Source organism: Pandoraea sp. 64-18 (assembly GCF_001899225.1).
Classification (GTDB): domain Bacteria; phylum Pseudomonadota; class Gammaproteobacteria; order Burkholderiales; family Burkholderiaceae; genus Pandoraea; species Pandoraea cepalis.
The window spans coordinates 263767-283615 of sequence record NZ_MKVU01000022.1 but is presented as its reverse complement, the minus strand read 5'-3'; the positions used below and the strand labels follow the sequence as shown (position 1 = coordinate 283615).

General features: G+C 62.8%; 17 protein-coding genes. 14 read left to right on the top strand and 3 right to left on the bottom strand.

Annotation, left to right across the window (positions count from 1 at the left end; genetic code table 11):
• The first annotated feature begins 636 nt into the window (after window positions 1-636).
• The 3 genes from BGP02_RS21570 to BGP02_RS21560 all read left to right on the top strand — a co-directional run bounded on the left by BGP02_RS21570 (window position 637) and on the right by BGP02_RS21560 (window position 4058).
• Entirely contained in the window at window positions 637-936 is a 300-nt protein-coding gene (locus tag BGP02_RS21570) for a hypothetical protein (protein ID WP_286799236.1), read from the top strand.
• Window positions 937-1147: 211 nt separating this feature from the next.
• A complete protein-coding gene (locus tag BGP02_RS21565; protein WP_286799235.1) occupies window positions 1148-2719 on the top strand; it encodes a hypothetical protein in 1572 nt (523 codons plus the stop codon).
• Between the two features lie 478 nt (window positions 2720-3197).
• Window positions 3198-4058 carry a sulfurtransferase gene (locus BGP02_RS21560; protein ID WP_286799233.1) on the top strand — a complete coding sequence of 287 codons (861 nt, stop codon included), beginning with the start codon at window positions 3198-3200 and terminating at the stop codon, window positions 4056-4058.
• Between the two features lie 47 nt (window positions 4059-4105).
• Here the strand turns inward: BGP02_RS21560 and BGP02_RS21555 are convergent, their stop codons facing one another.
• Window positions 4106-5005 (bottom strand): LysR substrate-binding domain-containing protein, encoded by a 900-nt coding sequence (locus tag BGP02_RS21555; protein WP_286799232.1) that lies wholly within the window; start codon window positions 5003-5005, stop codon window positions 4106-4108.
• Between the two features lie 111 nt (window positions 5006-5116).
• Between BGP02_RS21555 and BGP02_RS21550 the strand changes: the two genes are divergently transcribed.
• From BGP02_RS21550 to BGP02_RS21530, 5 genes are all read left to right on the top strand, one after another.
• Window positions 5117-6016 (top strand): HpcH/HpaI aldolase/citrate lyase family protein, encoded by a 900-nt coding sequence (locus BGP02_RS21550; RefSeq protein WP_286799231.1) that lies wholly within the window; start codon window positions 5117-5119, stop codon window positions 6014-6016.
• A gap of 79 nt (window positions 6017-6095) precedes the next feature.
• Window positions 6096-7289 carry a CaiB/BaiF CoA transferase family protein gene (locus BGP02_RS21545; protein ID WP_286799230.1) on the top strand — a complete coding sequence of 398 codons (1194 nt, stop codon included), beginning with the start codon at window positions 6096-6098 and terminating at the stop codon, window positions 7287-7289.
• A 68-nt stretch (window positions 7290-7357) separates the two neighbouring features.
• The gene (locus tag BGP02_RS21540; protein ID WP_286799246.1) at window positions 7358-8191 is read left to right on the top strand and encodes an amidohydrolase family protein; all 834 of its coding nucleotides are present in this window, start codon (window positions 7358-7360) and stop codon (window positions 8189-8191) included.
• Window positions 8192-8294: 103 nt separating this feature from the next.
• Window positions 8295-9659: a short-chain fatty acid transporter gene (locus tag BGP02_RS21535; RefSeq protein ID WP_150562300.1), complete on the top strand. Its 1365-nt coding sequence runs from the start codon at window positions 8295-8297 to the stop codon at window positions 9657-9659.
• A 31-nt stretch (window positions 9660-9690) separates the two neighbouring features.
• Window positions 9691-11046: a 2-hydroxycarboxylate transporter family protein gene (locus tag BGP02_RS21530; RefSeq protein ID WP_286799229.1), complete on the top strand. Its 1356-nt coding sequence runs from the start codon at window positions 9691-9693 to the stop codon at window positions 11044-11046.
• Window positions 11047-11154: 108 nt separating this feature from the next.
• Here BGP02_RS21530 and BGP02_RS21525 read toward each other — a convergent pair whose 3' ends face one another.
• Complete coding sequence (locus tag BGP02_RS21525; RefSeq protein WP_017232609.1) at window positions 11155-12243, bottom strand: porin; 1089 nt, start codon at window positions 12241-12243, stop codon at window positions 11155-11157.
• Window positions 12244-12548: 305 nt separating this feature from the next.
• The gene (locus BGP02_RS21520) at window positions 12549-13271 is read right to left on the bottom strand and encodes a GntR family transcriptional regulator (RefSeq protein ID WP_039829971.1); all 723 of its coding nucleotides are present in this window, start codon (window positions 13269-13271) and stop codon (window positions 12549-12551) included.
• 215 nt (window positions 13272-13486) lie between these two features.
• Between BGP02_RS21520 and BGP02_RS21515 the strand changes: the two genes are divergently transcribed.
• The 6 genes from BGP02_RS21515 to BGP02_RS21490 all read left to right on the top strand — a co-directional run bounded on the left by BGP02_RS21515 (window position 13487) and on the right by BGP02_RS21490 (window position 19834).
• Window positions 13487-13915, top strand: a complete 429-nt coding sequence (locus BGP02_RS21515; protein ID WP_017232607.1) for a GlcG/HbpS family heme-binding protein — start codon at window positions 13487-13489, stop codon at window positions 13913-13915.
• Window positions 13908-14960, top strand: a complete 1053-nt coding sequence (locus tag BGP02_RS21510; protein WP_017232606.1) for an amidohydrolase family protein — start codon at window positions 13908-13910, stop codon at window positions 14958-14960. Before BGP02_RS21515 ends, BGP02_RS21510 begins: the two co-directional genes overlap by 8 nt.
• Window positions 14957-15853: a VOC family protein gene (locus BGP02_RS21505; protein ID WP_286799227.1), complete on the top strand. Its 897-nt coding sequence runs from the start codon at window positions 14957-14959 to the stop codon at window positions 15851-15853. The genes BGP02_RS21510 and BGP02_RS21505 overlap by 4 nt, the downstream gene beginning before the upstream one ends.
• A 42-nt stretch (window positions 15854-15895) precedes the next feature.
• On the top strand, window positions 15896-16768 hold the full coding sequence (locus BGP02_RS21500) for a fumarylacetoacetate hydrolase family protein (protein WP_286799225.1): 873 nt from the start codon (window positions 15896-15898) through the stop codon (window positions 16766-16768).
• On the top strand, window positions 16765-18333 hold the full coding sequence (locus BGP02_RS21495) for a bifunctional 3-(3-hydroxy-phenyl)propionate/3-hydroxycinnamic acid hydroxylase (RefSeq protein WP_286799224.1): 1569 nt from the start codon (window positions 16765-16767) through the stop codon (window positions 18331-18333). The genes BGP02_RS21500 and BGP02_RS21495 overlap by 4 nt, the downstream gene beginning before the upstream one ends.
• Window positions 18334-18442: 109 nt before the next feature.
• On the top strand, window positions 18443-19834 hold the full coding sequence (locus BGP02_RS21490; protein WP_261939276.1) for an MFS transporter: 1392 nt from the start codon (window positions 18443-18445) through the stop codon (window positions 19832-19834).
• Window positions 19835-19849: the final 15 nt, after the last annotated feature.

Here is a 19849-nt window from a genome sequence, read left to right as displayed (position 1 = left end):
GCTGAGGAGCCATTATCTCTAGATTCCTTTGGTACGAAATTTCCCGGACAGGTCAGGGAGATGAAGGTGAAAAGCTTGGGCTGGCGCTGGAGGCGAATTTTCAGCGCCTTCTTGCGAGTGAGCTCAATCATCACGCACGCGAGCGCTACTCTGTCTCTGTTGAGTCGCATACAGCCGAAGGGAAGCGCCGAGATGTTCTTTGTAGTCGCAACGACTGGCGCGCCTCCATCGAACTGAAGATGTCGGAGCGATGGACGCTGAATGACTACGTCGTAGCGCTTGAGCGGCAGCTAGTCGGACAGTACATGCGGCACAACAAGGCAACGACTGGCTTCTTGGTACTCGTTTTGCAAACCAAGAATCGGACCTGGACGAATCCTGCAGGTGGGAAGAAGATTGGATTCGAGGAGGTCCTGTCCATCCTCTCTGTGAAAGCTCAAGAGCTTGAATCGAAGGACCGGTCCAGGTATCTGCGTGTCATCGGCATTGACGCAACTGCTCCTGGGGATTTCCGGAAAGAAAGGAAGTTGCCTCGTAGAAGGAGGTAACCCCCCGCCTAGGGCGCACTGGGTTCAACCGGCGGGCGCAGCAACTTCTCGACTGAGCGTACCGTCTCCAACATTATTCGAATTCCACATGATTCATCGAGACGACATTGACGACGTAATGAAAAACTTGGCTTTCGATTTTTTCTATCGGTTCTCGCGATTCGAGTTTGCGCTGAAGGAGAACGGCAAGGTAAAAGCTGGTCGGCGCGGCGTAGCTGAACCTGACTGGACGGCATTCATCGAGGAACACGAAACAACCTACCAGCTATCTGAACGCGGCAAGGAGCTTCTTCGTGGCCCCCGGAAGTTCAGAAGACGAAAGAGGGTAATAGCTGGGAATGGGCACCGCTTGCTTTTGACCTTGGGGCAAGCGAGCTATCGCGCCTAGTTCTGGCCGTCAAGACGGTGAGAAACAATCTCTTCCATGGAGGGAATCACACCGCGGCAGGTTGGGACGACCATGCGAGGGTGGTGTTTCTGCTGAAGCAAGGCATTGAGCTGCTCGACGAGTTTGCCCAGCTTGCGGGCTACCAAGCGGACTATGAACGCCGATATTGACCAGAGGCACTGTTCAATCGGGCCTGATACCGGGGATATACATGGACGAACGGGTTGCACGAATCAAAACGTCAAAGGACGCCCTCCAACTGGCGGAGAATGCGCTGCGCCTGGGGCATCCGGATGTTCATGCCCAAGCGCTGGAACGCGCGAAAGAGCTTAGAGCCATCGAGGAGGGGTTCATTAGCCCGGCGGAAAGAGCTATCGCTGGCGCAATCTATGCGTACGAAGAGGAGAGGCGTCGGGTCGAGAAGAACTTCCGTGCCAAACGAACTTGGAAGATGGTTGCCGAGCATGGTGCAATCGCTGCGGCCGAACGCAAGGTGCTGGACCGGAAACCCTCTAAGGGCTACGAGGTACTCAAGGGGGCCGGGCTGGGAGAACAGAGCTTCGAAGCCATCATCGACCGCTTTCCAGACGAGTTCTCCTCTGGCGCAGTGGAAGCAGCACGTGCACGACTAAAGGGCGAGTCTCCGCCACGGGTGTCGCGGAGAATGGAGTTGTCAGACCACTCGCCGAACGAGCCGGGCGACACCATACTCTCAACCGTGGCCCTGGATGCCGAGGCTCAGGCTCTCCTCAACGACTTCCGTGCTCCTGATGGCTGGTTTTTGACGACGTGGTTGCCGAACTATCGTGAGTCTATCCAGGCCATTGAGAAAGCTCTGGAGGGCGGTCGCCCGCAGGACCTGTTTGAGATGTTGTGGAAACGCCGCGACAACTGGATTGCCAACGCGGGGGTTGGCTTGCTGAAACATGCAGTCGTGGATGAGATACGCGAAGAGCTGGTTCAAGTCATCCGAGACATCCACGACGATGGTAGTCCCGCGAATTTCGAACGTATCGTGGAACGTTTTGAAGGCTGGAAGGCCGAAGGCAGAATAAACAAAGTGCCGAGAGTGCTAATTGGGCGCGCTTTTGCTGGAGTGCACCCTAGTCGCTATCACACCACAGTAGATGCTAGCCGCCATAACCGAGCACTCAAGTGGTTCGCCAAACATAGTGGCTTTGCCATACCAAGCTCTATCAGGTGGGCAGTGCGTGCAAAGGCTTTGGTCGACCACTTGGACAGAACCAACCTATTCGGCGACGACATCTTCACTCGCAACATCTTTCCTTGGTTTGTCGTGGTCAAACTGGGGACTCGCTCCGAACCCACTGACGTCCCGCCAGGGCACACGCCGCGTCCTCACGGCGCCTTTGCGGACCTCCCGCCGGCCCAGCGCGCCATTGCGCTGAGGCACAACATTGTCCAGACGGAGCTGTTCAATCAGCTAGCGAAACGATATGGCGAGGACAGAGTCTGGACCGAATATCCAACCGGCACCGGCGGCTACGCCGACGCCATCGTCCGGCCGCCTGACGGTGGGTGTTTTCTGTATGAAATCAAGATTGCCGATACGTCCGCAGAGGTAGTGCGACAGGCAATGGGACAGTTGTTGGAATATGGCTTCCGAACGGGCGGACTGGAACCCGAGAGGTTGTTCGTAGTCGGCGAGCGCGTTCTGGACAATGTCACTCGGGACTTCATTGAACGCCTGCGCAACGACTTCAACCTGGACATAGAGTACCTACGCATCGAGTTGCCCGAAGAAGGCGCATCCTCATCGTAGAGCCTTGAACCAGACTGGGCCGCTGCCGGTTTCATGGATACCGAGATAAGATGGATGGAACTGGCAGCAGCCCACCATTTACCAACATTTTCATGTAGGCATAACCATTCTGATGTATGCACTTGGGCACGTCTAGAAAGTGTAAGTTGCTGGCCCGCAACCTTCCTCGGTGCGGGTCATTTGCTTTTTGTGTATTGTGCGCTTTCGAGTTGCTGCAACGCGTCTGCGCAATCGGATCCACCAGGCGGCTAAAACCAGTGCCTCAGGCGGGGGATTCATTTTCAGCGCCGGAGTTGGTGGCGCGACTGCCCCGGATGCTTTCCCCTCTGGGGTTTTCCTTTGATAAGCATCAAAGTGGTTCGTCCGTCTTCGCCTAGATTTATTTCGACAAGTGGGCACCGAGCCTGCCGCTGTGCACCGCATCGGGATGTGGTCTTTTTCCGGGCGGCGCTCAGGCGAAGCGCGATGGGGGATTGCCATGCACGCGAGAGTTCTTGTTTCACCCGATGAATTGACACAGTTGATTCAGTCGGGGCCGGTAGTGCTCATCGACACACGAGACGCGGCAAGTTTTGCCGAAGCACATCTGCCAGGCGCGGTGAATATCCATGAGATATTTACCTATCTGGCTACCTCAACGCCAGAAGGTCTTGCCGTCTTGCGCGAAACATTCACCGAGGCATTCGCGAAGGCTGGATTGTCTGGGAAGGAGACGGCTGTCATCTACGAACAGTCGATGACGACTGGATTTGGCCAATCCTGTCGTGGCTACGTACTGCTTCGCTATCTTGGCTATCCCCGCGACAAAATCAAGGTACTTCACGGCGGATACAGTGCATGGCGTGCCGCCGGGCTGCCAAGCACAACGGAAGTCCCTTCGCCGACTCCCGTCGCGTTTCCCCCGGATACGGGCGGAAGCAGCATCCTCGTCGACCTGGCGGGGATGAAGGACGCCGTTGCAGACCCGCGTATCGTGAAGCTCGATGTGCGCGACGTCGATGAATGGATTGCCGAAAGCTCGTCACCTTATGGCAAGGACTTTTGCCCCCGAAAGGGCCGCATTCCCGGCTCGGTGTGGCTAGAGTGGTATCGAATGATGAAGCCGACCCCCACTGGACAGATGTTCAAATCGCCCGCCGAAATTCTCGCCGAGTGTGCGACCGTGGGGATTCGTCGCGATACGCCTGTTGTTGTGTTTTGCTTCAAAGGGGCGCGAGCCTCCAACACGTTTGTTGCACTGGAGGAGGCCGGCATCAGGGACGTGCGCCTTTACCTCGGCTCGTGGAATGAATGGTCCAGGGATCCTTCGCTGCCCATTGATGAGGGCTTGCCGTACTAGATCCATGCCCTACGCGCCGCAGCGTCATCGGCCGGTGCGAGCGCAATTTACACGTCGGCACCCCCCGCCCCGCGCAAGCTGCGCATCGTCATCTGCGCTGTCTCGAGCAAACCCTGAATCAAGCGCGATTTCGGTGACGCGCGACGCCACAGCAGGCCGAAACGGCGCGGCGCGACAGGGCCGGGGGGCGTCAGCTTGACGATGTCGAGCGATGCCAGCAGCGGCGATTCGATGTCTGGCACGAGTGCCACACCCAGCCCCCGGTCGACCATCATCGCGATCGTCAGGATCGAGTTGAGCTCGAAAAGCTCGCGCGGCACGATCCGTCGCGAGCGCAAATATTCCTCGGCATTCCGTCCGCCACCTAACGTGCGGTCGTAGCGAATGAATGGCTCGGTGCGCAGCAGGTCGTCGGGATCGCGCCCGGCCAGCGCTCTCGGTGCGAGCACCACGATCGGTTCCTCGCGCAATAGCCGCCACTCGAAGGTTTTGGGCAGATCGAACGGGGGCAGCAGACAGACGGCCACATCGATATCCCCGGCCTTGAGCGTTTCGAACAGTTCCGGCGTTTGGCCGCCTCGGATCAGCAGCTTGACCTGGGGAAATCGTTTCGAGAAGTGCGCGAGCACGTCCGGCATGACGGTCAGTAAGGCCGTCGTGATCGTGCCGATACGCAACTCGCCGACAGGCTCGCCCTGCAACGCGAAATCCTTCAGTTCGCCGTAATCGCGTACCAGATTGCGCGCCCGCTCGATCACCCGATGGCCGGCCTCGGTAGGAATGACCGTGCGCCCGGCCCGCGTAAACACCGCCGTGCCCAATTCGCGCTCGATGGCCTGCATTTGCTGCGCCACCGCCGCCGGCGTCACGCCCACCCGCCGCGCCGCCTCCGCCATCGACCCACCATCGACGACATGCAGCAGCGTCTTGAAGAACTCGATATCCATATCGAAAGAATTTCTACTGTTTGAAGATAGATATGAATAGTTTATCTAAAAAAGTCGGGCGACTAGACTCCAGATCAAGCGTTTTATCAAAACGAAAAATCAGGAGACATCGTGCGCAGCAAGTTGTTCGTTCCGGCATCCCGCCCGGCGCTTTTTGCCAAGGCGTTGGCCGGTCAGGCCGATGCCCTCTCGTTCGATCTGGAAGATGCCGTTGCGCCCGAGCGCAAGGGCGACGCACGCGACGCGCTGCGCGCGATGCTGCGCGACGAGGCGACCCGGCAATGCGGCAAGGTGCTGATCGTGCGCGTCAACGCGCTCGACACGCCGCACTTCGCGCATGACGTTCGCGCCGTGGCCCAGCCCGGCCTAGACCTGATCAACCTGCCCAAACCAGAAACGAAGGCCGACGTGCTCGCCGCCGTTGCGGCGCTGGAAGCCGCCGAGCGCGAGAACGGCGTGACCACGCCGATCCGCCTGCTGCTCAATATCGAATCGCCGGCCGCCGTGCTCAACGCTGCTGAACTGGCGTGCGCGCATCCGCGCGTCGCCGGCTTGCAACTCGGCCTTGGCGACCTGTTCGAGCCGCTGGGCATCGCCCGTCGTGAGCCGCGCGCCATCGAGCAGGCGATGTACGCTGTTCGGATGGCCGCCGGTGTCGCTGGCGTCTACGCCTACGACTCGGCCTTTGGGAATATCAAGGATGAAGTGGGCTTTCGTGCCGAGGCTGAGCTGGCCCGCGCGATGGGCTTCCTTGGCAAGACCTGCATCCACCCGAGCCAGATCGCGATCTGCAACGACGTGTTCCGCCCGTCGGACGACGATATCGCCCACGCGGTGCGCGTCGTGATCGCTACGCGCGTGGCCAATCGCGACGGCGTCGGTGCATACGTGGTCGACGGCAAGATGATCGATCCGCCGTTCGCCGCGCGGGCGCAAGCCGTTGTCGACGACGCGCGCCGCATGGCGCTGCTGAGCGCCGACCAGTTGAGCGCGCTCGACGCGCCGGTCTGAGCTTCCGCCACTGACCGCGAACCAACCGCGCACCAACCGGGCACCTCGCCGCTCGACCGAATTTTGTGAGACCTGCACGATGAACGATTCCACCGCCAACCCGGCCGGCCCGCTGTCGGGCATCCGCGTGCTCGATCTGAGCGCGTATATCGCCGGTCCGTACGGCTGCGCGCTGCTTGCCGATCAGGGGGCCGAGGTCATCAAGATCGAACCGCCCACCGGCGACAATCTGCGCAAGTACCCGTCGACGCTCGAAGCCGAAAGCCGTGCGTTCCTTGGCGTGAATCGCGGCAAGCGCGGCATCGCGCTCGATCTCAAGCAACCGGCGGCGCTGGCCGTGCTCAAGCGTCTGGTCGAGCGTGCCGACGTGCTGGTGCACAACTTCCGGCCGAGCGTGCCCGCGCGCCTTGGCATCGCCTACGACCAACTGCGCGACATCAATCCCCGCCTGATCTACTGCAACGTCACCGGTTACGGCGAGACTGGCCCGGACAAGGACAAGGCAGGCTACGACCAGGTTCTGCAAACCATGTCGGGCATGTGCGCGATGCAGGGCAAGGCCGGCGGCCCGCCAGAGATTCTCTACGGTTCCGTAGTCGATTACTTTGCCGCGTCGCTGGTCGCCAATGGCGTGTCGTCGGCGCTATTCGCGCGCGAGCGTAGCGGCCAAGGGCAATACGTCGGCGTATCGTTGTTGCGCAGCGCGCTGACCATGCAATCGGCTCGCTTGATCTGGGCGGACGGCGAGCCTCGCGAGATCGGCCGCGACATGCGCTCCGGCGGCATTACGGGCATCCACCCGACGCGCGATGGCTATCTCTACATTTCCGCCAACACGCCGCATTTCTGGCGTGCGCTGTGCGAGAAGATCGGCCTGCCCGAACTGGCTGCCGACGAGCGTTACGACACCGTGCGCAAGCGCGCCGAGCGCCGCGACGAGATCGTGCAACGGCTGCGCAGCGCGCTTGCGCAGCACTCGGCACTCGAATGGGAAGCGCTGTTCGGCGAGGAAGTGCCGTGCGCCGCCGCGCGCAACGTCGAAGACATGTTCGACAACCCGCAAGTGCTCGCAGAAGACATGATCGCCACGTTCGAGAATCCGAACGTCGGGCAATATCGCGGCTTCAAGCAACCGATCCGCTTCGGCGATACGCCGGGCCCGGTACCGATGGCCGCGCCCGCCTTCGGCCAGCATTCGGACGAAGTGCTGCTCGGCGAAGGCTGGAGCGCGGGGGAAATCGCGGCGCTGCGCAGTACCCACGCGCTGCTCTGAGCACGCGACGAGACGACACTGCGCGGCCAGGTACGAAAAAAACACAATCGCCAGACGGAGACACGATGATGGCACTCACCGACGCTTCACCGCAACGCGAACACGGCAGCAATGCTGCGGCGACGCCGGCCAATGCGTGCGACGCGCACATGCACATCTTCACGCACGTCGATATCGAACGTTACGCGGCCGTGCAGGCGCAGCTCGGCACCACGCGCACCGTCGTCGTCACGCCCCGCCCGCATGGCGTCGACAACGCGGTGACGCTCGACGCCATCGCGCAGCTCGGCCGCGAGCGCACGCGCGGCGTCGGTGTGATCCGTCCCGACATTTCCGACGCCGAACTCCGCCGGCTTCACGACGGTGGCATCCGCGGCATCCGTTTCACGCTCTACACGCAGGCCAACGCCGTCGTCGGCTTCGAGATGGTCGAGCCCCTCGCGCAACGCATCCACGCCTACGGCTGGCACGTGCAACTGCACTGGACGGCCGACCAGATCGTCGAGCACCGCGCGATGCTCGGCCGTCTGCCGTGCCCGATGGTGTTCGACCATATGGCGCGCCTGCCGCAGCCGGCCGGTTTGGCGCATCCCGCGCGCAAGGTGGTCGAGCAACTGGCTGCCGCCACGGGGCGCGTCTGGGTCAAGCTCTCAGGTCCGTATCTCGATTCACGCGACGGCCTCGATGCGCGTTATGCCGATGTCGCCCCGGTCGCACGCCACTGGGCCAGGACGTTGCCCGACCGCGTCGTGTGGGGGGGCGATTGGCCGCACGTCACTGAAACGCACACGCCCGACGATGTCGACCTGCTACGACTGCTGACCGAATGGGTGCCCGACGAAGAGGCACGCAAGCGCATCCTCGTCGACAACCCGGCGCAGCTTTACGGCTTCACCCGCTAACGGCAGAAGCCGTTCCCAGAACCCAGCAACAACAGAACAAGACATGCAGCGATGACGAGCATGCCCAGCCCGCGCGACACCATTCGCGCAAACGGAGACAAAGATGAAAACGAGCGTCACCCACGCACCGGCGAAGAAAGTCGGTTTCACCGAGGCAACCATTCAGCTGTTTGAACGGATCATTCCCGATCCGTTTGTCCTGGCCATCCTGATTACGGCCGTGGTCGGCGCGCTCGCGCTGATCTTCGGCCCGCACGCGAGTGTGGACCGTCTCGTCACCGGCTGGTACAAGGGCTTCTTCGGCATTCTGACGTTCGCTTTCCAGATCACACTGGTGCTGGTGACCGGTCATGCGTTCGCACACGCGCCGCCCGTGCAGCGCGTGTTCAAGGGACTGATCTCGATCGCGCGCACGCCCGTGCAGGCCGCCGCACTGACGTTCCTGCTGGTGGCGATCGCATCGTTCTTCAACTGGGGCCTGGGACTGGTCGTGAGCGCGCTGCTCGCCCGCGAAGTCGCCAAGCGCATGAAGGTCGACTTCGCGTGGATCGTCGCCGCCGGCTTCTCCGGTTGGGTGGTGTGGGCCAGCGGCATTTCCAGCTCGATTGCCCTCGCGCAATCGACCGCCGGTAGTGCCATGAACGTGGTGCAGAAGGTCACCGGCACGGTGCTGCCGTTCGGCGACACCGTCTTTACTCGCTTCAACCTCGTGCCGACCGTCGCGATGATGATCGTGATGCCGTTCGTGCTCGCCTGGCTCAAACCCAGCGACGAGAACGCGGTCGTGCTCGACACGACGCTGCATCCGGACCCGCCCGTGCGCCAGAAGCCGCAAGGCCCGTTGAGCTTCGCCAAGTGGCTCGAACACTCGTGGATCGGCAGCGCCTTCATCGGCGTGCTCGGCGTGGCGCTGCTCGTCTACACGCGCTATGAACACGTGGCATTCTCGGGCGTCAATGCGGTGATCTTCGTGATGTTCATCGCCGGCATCGTGCTGCACGGCTACCCGCTGGCCTACGCCGACGCGGTCAAGAACGCCGCCAAGCAGACCGGCTCGATGATGCTGCAGTATCCGCTGTACGGCGGCATCATGGGCATGATGGACGCGACCGGCCTGCCGGATGTGATCTCGCATTTCTTCATCGCGATCTCGAACGCGCACACGCTGCCGTTCTGGAGCTACATCTGCTCGTTGATCGTGACGTTCTTCATCCCGAGCGGGGGCGGTCACTGGGCCGTGCAAGGCCCGTTCGTGGTGCCGGCCGCCGTGGCGCTGCATGCCTCGGTGCCGGCCACGACCATGGCGGTCGCGATGGGCGAGCAGGTCTCCAACATGATGCAACCGTTCTGGGCCGCCCCTGTCGTGGCGATGGCCGGCATCGGCGTGCAACGCGTGCTCGGATTTACGGTCGTGACCTTCCTCGTCGGCCTCGTGATTTACGGCGCCGCCATGCTGTTCCTGGTGTAAACCACATAACAATATGAACGGAGACTCCCCCATGGAAACCACCGCAGCGGGTCAAGGCCAGGCGAGTGCAGCACAGCCCAAATCGCTCAAGCAGCGCTGGTGGGCCGTCTTCGACACGTCCATCGGCGCGCTGCCGTTGCCGGTCTATATCGTGCTGGTCGCGGTACTCGCGGCGATGGCGCACGCCGGAAAGCTGGCGGCCGATCTGCCCACGGGCATCGCGTTGGTCGCCGTCGGCGGTTATACGTGCGCTGAACTGGCCAAGCGGATTCCGTTCGCCAAGCATGTCGGCGGCACCTCGATCTTCGCGGCCTTCGTGCCGTCGATGCTGGTGTTCTACGGGTGGATGCCAACACCGGTAACGTCGGCCGTCAAGCTGTTCACCAAGCAATCGAACTTCCTGTATCTCTTCATCGCGGCGATCATCGTCGGCAGCGTGCTGTCGATGGATCGTCAGGCGCTTATCAAGGGCTTCGTACGCATCTTCATCCCGGTGGCCATCGGCTCGATCGCCGCCGGCGTGGTGGGCGTTGCGGTCGGCACGGCGTTGGGCTTGCCGGCGCGTCAGGCGCTATTCTTCATCGTGATGCCAATCATGGCAGGCGGCGTCGGCGAAGGCGCGCTGCCGTTGTCGGCCGGGTATGCGCAGATTCTCGGCGTCGAGCAAGGGCCGATCTTCGCGCAATTGCTCTCGGCCGTGATGCTCGGCAATATTGTCGCGATCTGCTCGGCGGGGTTCCTGAGCTATCTAGGCAGCCGCAGGCCGGCCTGGACCGGTAACGGCCGGCTGACGGTGGGTAATGAGGATCTCGTCGGTGAAGCGCAACCGCCGTTGCGGGCGTCGACCAAGCCTGACGTCGACGTCAGTTCGGTGGCGGCTGCCGGCGGCACCGCGATTGCGCTGTATCTGGTCGGTGTGCTGACAAATAAGCTGTTCGGCTGGCCCGCACCCGTGATCATGTTGGTGCTGGTGATCGCCGCGCAGTTGTTCCAGATTGTCTCGCCGCAGGTCAACGGTGGCGCGAGGTTCATGTACCGTTTCTTCTCGACGGCGGTGACCTATCCGCTGATGTTCGCGATCAGCGTGGCGATGACGCCGTGGGGCGAGATCGTCGGCGCCTTCCACTGGATCAATATCGTGACGGCCGTCGCGACAGTGTTGACGCTGACCGTGACCGGCTTCTTTGTCGGCCGCCTGGTCGGTATGTACCCGATCGAAGCGGCCATCGTGAACGCGACGCACAGCGGCCTGGGCGGCACGGGCGACGTCGCGATCCTGACCGCAGCCGACCGGATGTCGCTGATGCCGTTCGCGCAAATCGCCACGCGCATCGGGGGCGCTGTCACGGTCATCGTCGGTCTGGCGGCGTTGGCGCAATTCCACTGATTGCGGCGGCGCCGTTGACACATGTCGCGTGACGTCTCAAGCGAACCTGACGCGGTACCGAGCCTCTTCGGATACCGCGTCAGATCCCGTGTCACGTCGTTGCGGGCATCAGAAGCGATGCACGATACCGGCGATGAAGCTCACGATATTGTTGCCGGCGGTCACGGGAATGCCGGCGCCGCCCGCATTGCTGATCGTGAAGGCCGCGTTGGCGTTGTTCTTTACGTAGCTGGCCCCCGCGTACAACCCGGTGCGCTTCGAGAGGAAGTAGTCGTAGCGCACGCCATACGACAGCGCATTGCCCGACGAATTGCCGCGCAGGCGGTATTGACCGAAGCTCAGCAACAGCGTGCCTCTCGCCAGGTTCGGCACCAGCGCATTGACTTCATAGAAGTCGTTGTCCGGGTTCGCGTAGGTCGCGTTGCTCGCCGTCGTTACGCTATCGGTGTTGCGGTGGATCTGATACAGGAACGCCGGCTTGACGAAGCCGAAGTCGTACGACGCGCCAAACAGGTAGTAGCGTCCGGTACCCGTCGGCGACGCCGTGGTGACAGCCGACGTCGTGCTGAAGCGCTGCTGCAGGTAATCCGCATCGGCCGAGAATTGCCCCGCCTTGAAGTTGAATCCCACCGACGCCGTATCGCCCAGCGTACGCGGCTGTCCCGTCGCGCCATTGGCGCCGCGCGCATACAACGCGCGTACGGTCAGGCCCGCGAAGGCCGGTGACACGTAGCGAATCGAATTGGCGGTGCGGGCCACCGGCACGAAGACGAAGTTGTTCGTCGCATTGCCCCAGCCGAGTGTGTTGAGGTCGCCCTGCGAATACGTCACATAGGTCGTGAACAGCGGCGTGTAGTTGTTGCCGACCTGCACCTGCCCCCACTGATTACTGCGCAATCCGACCCACGCCTCGCGATTGAACAGCGCACCATTGCCGGCAATCGTGCCGTTGTTCACGTTGAATCCGTCTTCAAGCTTGAACACCGCAGCCAGGCCGCCCCCCAGGTCTTCGGTGCCAATCATCCCCCATCGCGACGGCGCCACCGAACTCGATTCCACCCGCGACACGCTGGTGCCGCCTGTGTGCGCATATTGCACGCCCGTGTCGATGATGCCGTACAGCGTCACGGATTGCGCATGCGCGCCCACGCTCGCGCACAGCGAAAGCGCCGCAGCGGCGCCAAAACGTCGAATCATTGCCATGTCTCCATTCCTCTGTCGTCATAGACCATTCATTTGCACAAAAATGGCTGATGGCAATTTTTGTATATATTTTTAAGCAAATCAAATTTTAATGTCGAAACTCGGGTAAACCGGGAGACTTCGTGATGTGTGTCTGCAACACGTAGCACGACGACAGGCCGAGATGAGAGGGAGACGCAGCGCAATACCCCCACGCCTGCGAAGGCGCGGCAGGCACCAGCGCAGCGGAACGTGAAGGCGAGGGAAGGGAGGGGGCAGCGTTGCCAGCCCAAGCGATCGGGCCGGCCGAACGAGACGGCTTATTCCACCGGGAAGAGATTGGCGTCGGCGAGGATGATGTCGGCCGTGGTTTCGTAGTGCTTGCGCATGAGTTGGATCGCACGCGGCGCATCGCGCTCGATGACGGCGTCGAGCATCGCTTTGTGCTCTTCGCGCTCGTGGCGGTTCGGGTAGATACGCTTCACCGACAACTGGCGATAGCGGTACAACTGATCCGAGAGTTGCTCGCAGAAGTTGAGCAGCCAGCGTGACTGGCAGCCGCTGATGAGTGTGCGATGGAACGCCCGATGCAGCCGCTCCCACTCGGGATTTTCGAGGTATTGAGTTTCGCTGAGCGAGCGCGGCACCTTGGAGAGGCGGTGGTAAGCCAGCACCAGCGCCTCTTCCCACTCCGGCTGGTCGGCCGCAAACGCCTCGCGCAGGGCGACTTCTTCGAGCCAGACGCGCGTCCTGGTGATCTCGCGAAGGTCGGCGGCGCTGATGCCGGTGACGGCAAATCCCCGCTGATCCCGCCGCTCCACCAGGCCATCGGAGGTCAACCGGTTGAGCGCTTCGCGCACCGGCGTCTGGCCCGCCTGGTATTGATCGCAGAGGAATTCGATCTGCAATTTGCGACCCGGCTCGAGCTTGCCGGCCAGAAGATCGGCCCGCATCCGGTCGTACAGATTGGTCGCCAGCGTGACGTTCGACCCGGCCTGGCTAGCGGTCTGGCTGGCAGAGGACAGCGCGGATATACGGGACAAAACGTTACCTCGATCAGATGGGAGCGGGAAGTTACGTGCAAGTATATCTGAAACGGGTCAGCCCAATGCCAACGTCGGAAACCTAGGTGTTTACGATTATTTGTGTACGAAAATAACAAATCAGTGTTTTTGTATATATAATTGCTCGCAACAAAGGTCCGGTGCGATCGCTTGATCGAGATCGCAACGCCTGGACGCGTTCGGAGATCAGTCGTATGGCATCCCCCCTGACGTTGGCGCAGGCCAACGAAATCATCGCGGCGGCACTCGCTGCGAGTCACCAACATCAGTACAAGGCGATGGCGGTCGTCGTGCTCGACGATGCTGGCCACATCAAGGCCGTGCAGCGCGAAGACGGCGCGTCGATGTCGCGAGTGGACATCGCAACCGGCAAGGCGTGGGCCTGTGTGAGCATGGGCGCCAGCAGCCGCGCGCTGCTCGCCCGTGCCAAGGACAATCCCGCCTTCTTCAATGCACTCGCGGTTACGCACGGCGGCAAGTTCATTCCCCAGACCGGCGCCGTTCCGATTCGCGATGCCGACGGCCGCGTCATCGGCGCCGTGGGTGCATCGGGCGGCACAGGCGACGAGGACGAAGCGATCTGCATCGCCGGCGTGATGGCCGCGGGGCTGCGTCATGAGTGAGCCTGTCGTACACGGCCACGGTTGCGGCTGTGCTGCGCTGCCCGGTATCGACGTGCACTGCCATGTGATTCCCGCCGAGTTTCCGAAGTCGCTGGGCGTCACGCCGGCCGGCTGGCCGTCGATGGCGCCGGCGCACGAGTGCCATCGGCACGTGATGATCGACGGCGGTCTCTATCGCACGGTCTCGGACCGCTGCTGGGATGCCGGCAAGCGGCTCGACGACATGACCGAGCAGCGGGTCGGCGTGCAAGCGCTCTCGCCCATGCCAGAGTTGCTCGGCTACTGGCTGCCGGCGCAGGAGGCCGCGCATCTGAATCGCTACGTCAACGACGAGATCGCCAAGATGGTCGCGTCCGCGCCGACGCGCTTCGTCGGTCTCGGGGCGGTGCCGTTGCAGGACATGGATCTCGCCATTGCCGAACTGACCCGAATGATGGCCTCGGGCGCCTTCGCGGGCGTGGAACTCGGCAGCAATATCAACGGTGTGCCGATCGGCGCAGCATGCTTCGATCCCTTTTTCGAAGCGGCCGAAGCGCTCGGCGCGGCGATCTTCGTGCATGCACTGCGCCCGGCCGGCGAGGCGCGACTGGTCGGGCCGAAGCCTCTGTTGCAAGCCCTCGGCTACCCCACCGACGTTGGCTTGGCCGCCGCGTCGGTACTCACGACAAATCTGATCGTGCGTCGCCCGACGCTGCGCATCGCGTTCAGTCACGGCGGCGGCACGCTTGCGTCGCTGTTGCCCCGACTCGAACGCGCGCACAAGGTGTTCAAGCCGCTCGACGACACGCTACTCGAATCACCGAGCGCCCAAGCGCGACGCCTGTACTACGACGCCCTGGTGTTCGACGACGACACACTCGCGCACCTGGTCAGGACCTTCGGCCACACACAACTGATGCTCGGCACCGACTATCCGTTCGCGTTTCGAGAGACCACGCCGGTCGCCAGCATCGAGCGCGCGTTCGCCGATGCGACGCTGCGCGAATCCCTGATTCATCTCAATGCCGAACGCTTTCTCGGCATGTCTGCAAGGAGTCACTCATGACGTCGTCCCTCGTCAGCGCACTGCGCGGCATTGCCATCGGCGTGCCGGATCTCGCGCTCGCGGAAACCTTCTATACCGAGACCTGGCATCTGAGCGTCGTGGCGCGCACCGATGACGCGGTCTATCTGCGCGGTACGGGCGCGGCGCATCACATTCTCGCGCTGCATCGCAGCGACCGCGCCGACGTACGCAGCGTCGATTTCAACGTGCCTTCGCTCGACGCGCTGTCGATGCTGGCCGAGACGATTCCGGCCAACGGCGGCACGGTGATCGACGGCCCGGCACCGGTGACCGAACCCGGTGGCGGCACACAGTTGGTCGCACAGGACCCGCAAGGCCGCGTGCTGCGCTTCATTTTTGGCGACATGCGCTGGACCGACACGGCAGAGCGCGCCGACGCGCCGATCAAGATCACGCACGTCGTGATGAACAGCGAGAACGTGGCCGTCGCGCAGACCTTCTTCGAAGACGCGCTGGGTTTCAAGCTTTCGGATCGCACCCGCATCATGGCCTTTTTGCGGTGTGGCACTGATCACCACAGCATCGCGCTGGCCGATGCCACCGAGACCAGCCTGAACCACATCGCCTTCGTGATGCCGGACCTCGATTCGGTGATGCGCGGTGGCGGCCGCATGAACGATGCCGGTTATCCGATCGAGTGGGGCGTCGGCCGTCACGGTCCGGGCAACAACGTGTTTGCGTATTTCCTCGGGCCGTTCGACTTCGTCATCGAATACACGGCCGAAGTGCAACAGGTCGACGACACCTACCGCACCGGCGGGCCGGATGACTGGAAGTGGCCGCCCGGACGCATCGATCAGTGGGGTGTCGGAAAATCGCCGTCGCCGCGCCTCAAGGAAGCCCAGAAAACCATTCGCTTTCGCCACGGCTGAAGCCGTCGCGTCAATCTTCAATCAAGTCCACGGAGTCTTTCGGTGAAATTCGTCACATACAAGCATGAAGCAGGCACGCGCCTGGGGGTGGTCGACGGCGATGACGTCATCGACCTGGCAGCGGCCGAACCCGGCGTGCCGTCCGATCTGCGCGTCGCGCTGGAGCAGGATGTCGATGTGCTCGGCGCCGCCAAGCGTGCGGTAGCCAATCATGCCGGTCAGCGCGTGCGCCTGTCGGATGTCAAGCTCGCCCCGGCGTTGCCGCGTCCGGGCAAGATCGTCTGTCTCGGCCACAACTTCTATGATCACGCCAAGGAAGGCGGCAACCTGAAGCCGGTGTACCCGCTGATCTTCTTCCGCGGCGCGACCTCGCTGATCGCCCACGACGATCCCGTGATTCGTCCGTACGTGTCGGAGAAGTTCGATTATGAAGCCGAGCTGGCGGTGGTGATCGGCAAAGGCGGTCGACACATCAAGCGCAGCGACGCGCTCGAGCACGTCTTCGGCTACGCCTGCTTCAACGACGCCTCGGTGCGCGACTTTCAGAAGCGCACGTCGCAGTGGACCATCGGCAAGAACTTCGACGGTACCGGCGCGTTCGGCCCGTGGATCGTCACGCCGGAGGACCTGCCGGCCGGCGCCATCGAGCTGAAGATGGAACTGCGCCTGAATGGCCAGGTGATGCAGAAGACCAACACCTCCGACATGATCTGGGGCGTGGCCGAAACTATCGAACTGCTGTCTGAATGCATGACGCTGGAACCGGGCGACGTGATCGCCATGGGCACGCCGGCCGGTGTCGGGTTCGCCCGCACGCCGCCCGTGTGGATGAAGGCCGGCGATCGCGTGGAAGTGGACATCGAGCGTGTGGGCGTGCTGTCCAACCTCGTGCAGGACGAAGTCGAGGCGAAATGAGCGTCATGAACGAGTCCTACGACGTTCTCATCTCCGGCTTCGGCCCATCGGGGGCCGTCGCCGCAAACCTGCTCGGCAAGCTCGGTGTGCGCACACTGTGCGTCGACAAGGCGCGCGAGGTCTACGACAAGCCGCGTGCGATCGCGCTCGATCACGAGATCATGCGCATCTTCCAGGATCTCGGGCTAGCCGAGCGCATCGCCCCGTTCGTCGATGTGTTTCCGCCGTCGGAGTACTACGGCACGCAAGGGCAGTTGATCAAGCGCATCGCCACCGTCGAGAAGCCCTATCCGATGGGCTATACGCCGACGATGACCTTCACGCAGCCGCCGGTCGAGCAAGCGCTGCGCGATCAGGCCGCGAGCTACGACTGCGTGAGCCTCGCGCTGGGCACCGAGCTGATCGGATTCGAAGACACGGGCGAGGCGGTCACCGCACGCCTGCGCGACGGCGCCGGCCAGACGCGCACCGTCACGGCCAAGTATCTGATTGCCGCCGACGGGGCGTCGAGCTTCGTGCGCACCACGCTGGGCATCGCGCTCGAAGACCTCGTGTTCGACGAACCGTGGGTCGTAGTCGACGTGATGGTCAACGACAGCGGTCTGGCCAAGTTGCCGAAGGTGGCGATCCAGTATTGCGAGCCGAAGCGCCCGTGCACGTACATCGTCGGTCCCGGACGGCATCGCCGCTGGGAAATCATGCTCTCGCCCGGGGAAGATCCCGCGCAAATGCGCGAAGACGAAAGCGTGTGGCAACTGCTCTCGCGCTGGCTCACGCCGGAAGACGGCACCTTGTGGCGCGCGGCGAGCTATCGCTTCCACGCGCTGGTGGCGAGCGAATGGCGCCGTGGCCGCGTGTTCATCGCGGGTGATGCCGCGCATCAGCAACCGCCGTTCATCGGTCAGGGGATGTGTCAGGGCGTGCGCGACATCGTCAACCTGGTCTGGAAGCTCGAACGGGTGCTTCGCGGCTCGGCGTCGGACGCGCTGCTCGACACGTATCAGGTCGAACGCAAGCAGCACGTGACGACACTGACCACCCGCATCAAGGAGATCGGTCGCGTGATCTGCGAGCGTGACGAAGCGGCGGCCGCCGCGCGCGACGCACGACTGCTGGCCGAGTGCGGCGGTGTGGTGAAGACCGTTACGCGTCAGGAAATCGTGCCGCCGTTGCAGTCCGGATTGCTTGCCGCTGACGGTAACGCCGTGAACGGCACGCTGTTCCCGCAACCGCTCGTTGCGACGGACGCGAACGCCTCCGCGTTGCTCGACGACGTGGTCGGGGGCGGCTGGCGCGTGGTGGTCGACGATGTTGCGTTGCTGGACAGCGGTTGGGTCGCCGCGGCACGCGATATCGGCGCAAGGGTCGTGGTGCTTGGCTCGGCAGCATCGTTGCCGGCCGGCAGTGTGGCAGTGCAGGAGAAGGAAGGTGTCCTCGCGAGATGGTTCGAGAAGCACGATTGCCACGCGGCAATCGTGCGACCGGACCACTACGTTTGGGGTGTGGCGGGACACGCGAGTGCGCTTGCATCACAACTCGACGCGCTGATCGGCGCGTTGAGTTGACGGCCGGCGCCACGCCCGCTTGCGCGGGTGTGGCAAGCCGCCATTAAATATGCGGAACACGCCGGCACCAGACCGGCGCGGCCGCGACTGACACGGTCTGGAGACAATCGTGACGACAACCATTACCGCGCGCGAAGAAATCGCGCAGGCGAAATTCGGCGGGTTTCATTTCAAGTTTGCCGTGCTGCTCACCGCCATCATGTTCTTCGATGGCTACGATCTTTTCAATGCCGCTTACGTCATCCCACTGGTGCGCAAGACCTGGCAGCCTTCGCCCGGCATGATCGGCTTCATGCTCTCGAGCGGCATCATCGGCCTGTCGATCGGCTCGGTGCTGCAAGGCCTGCTGTCGGACCGGTTCGGACGCCGTCGCGTCATGCTGCTGGCACTGTGGATGCTGACCCTCTCGAGCGGTCTTCTCGCCACCGTCGTGCACGGGCCGCTGGGGTTTGCGATCTTCCGCCTCATCATGGGCACGGCGCTGGGCATGGTGACGCCACTGGCGCTGACCTGCATCAACGAGTGGGCGCCGGCGAAGAACGCGAACACGTTTGCGACGTGGGTGTTCCAACTGGGCTTCTCCGCAGGCGGGATCTTCGCAGGCATCGCCGGGCTCTCGATGACGGCGCACTTCGGTTGGGAGTCGCTGTACTACATCGGTGCCGCATCGCTGTTGGTGGTGATTGCCGCGACACTGTGGTTGCCTGAATCGATTCAATATCTGATGCTGCGCGGACGGGAGTCGGAAGTGCGCGTACTGCTCGCCAAGCTGCGTCCTGAGCGTGAGGCGGTGTATCGCACGGCGACGTTTGCGCCGATGCACAAGCCCGAGACGATTGGCTCGATCGCGGCACTGCTCTCGCCGATGTATCGCCGCAACACGATCGTTCATTGGATTGTCGGCTTCCTCAGCCTGTTCTGCATCCACGGTCTGACGGGCTGGCTGCCGACGCTGGTCGTCGCGAGCGGCGGCGGTGTGTCATCGGCGTTCGCCTACGGCACGCTGGTGATGCTGGCGTCGGTGTTTGGCGGAATCGGCATGGGATGGCTGGCGGACAAGCTGCGCAGCCGCATCAAGGCGATGATCATTGGCTACACGTTGGCATCGATCTCGATGATCTCGGTCGGCATTGCGCTGGGCAATCTGTGGGCACCGCCGTTCGTCGCGGCGCTGGGCTTCTTCATCTTCGGTGCGCAGGCCGTGCTCAACAACTATCAGGTGATGTGCTATCGCACGGAAGTGCGTGGCACGGGGATGGGTGTGGCCGTGGGGCTGAACCGCGTGGGCGGCATCATGGGGCCGATGATCATTGGCATCGTCGCAACGTTCAACCCGTCGCCGAGCTACACGTTCGGTATCTTCGCCGTGGCACTGGCGCTCGCCGCCGCGATCATCTCGCTGGGACGCCAGGAGATCGCATCGGTCGGGCTGGTGCCGGCGCCGGAAGCGCGCAGCAATGAGGTCAGTGGCGCGGCCAGCGTGCCGGCCGGGCAACGTTGAGGGGTATGACTGCCG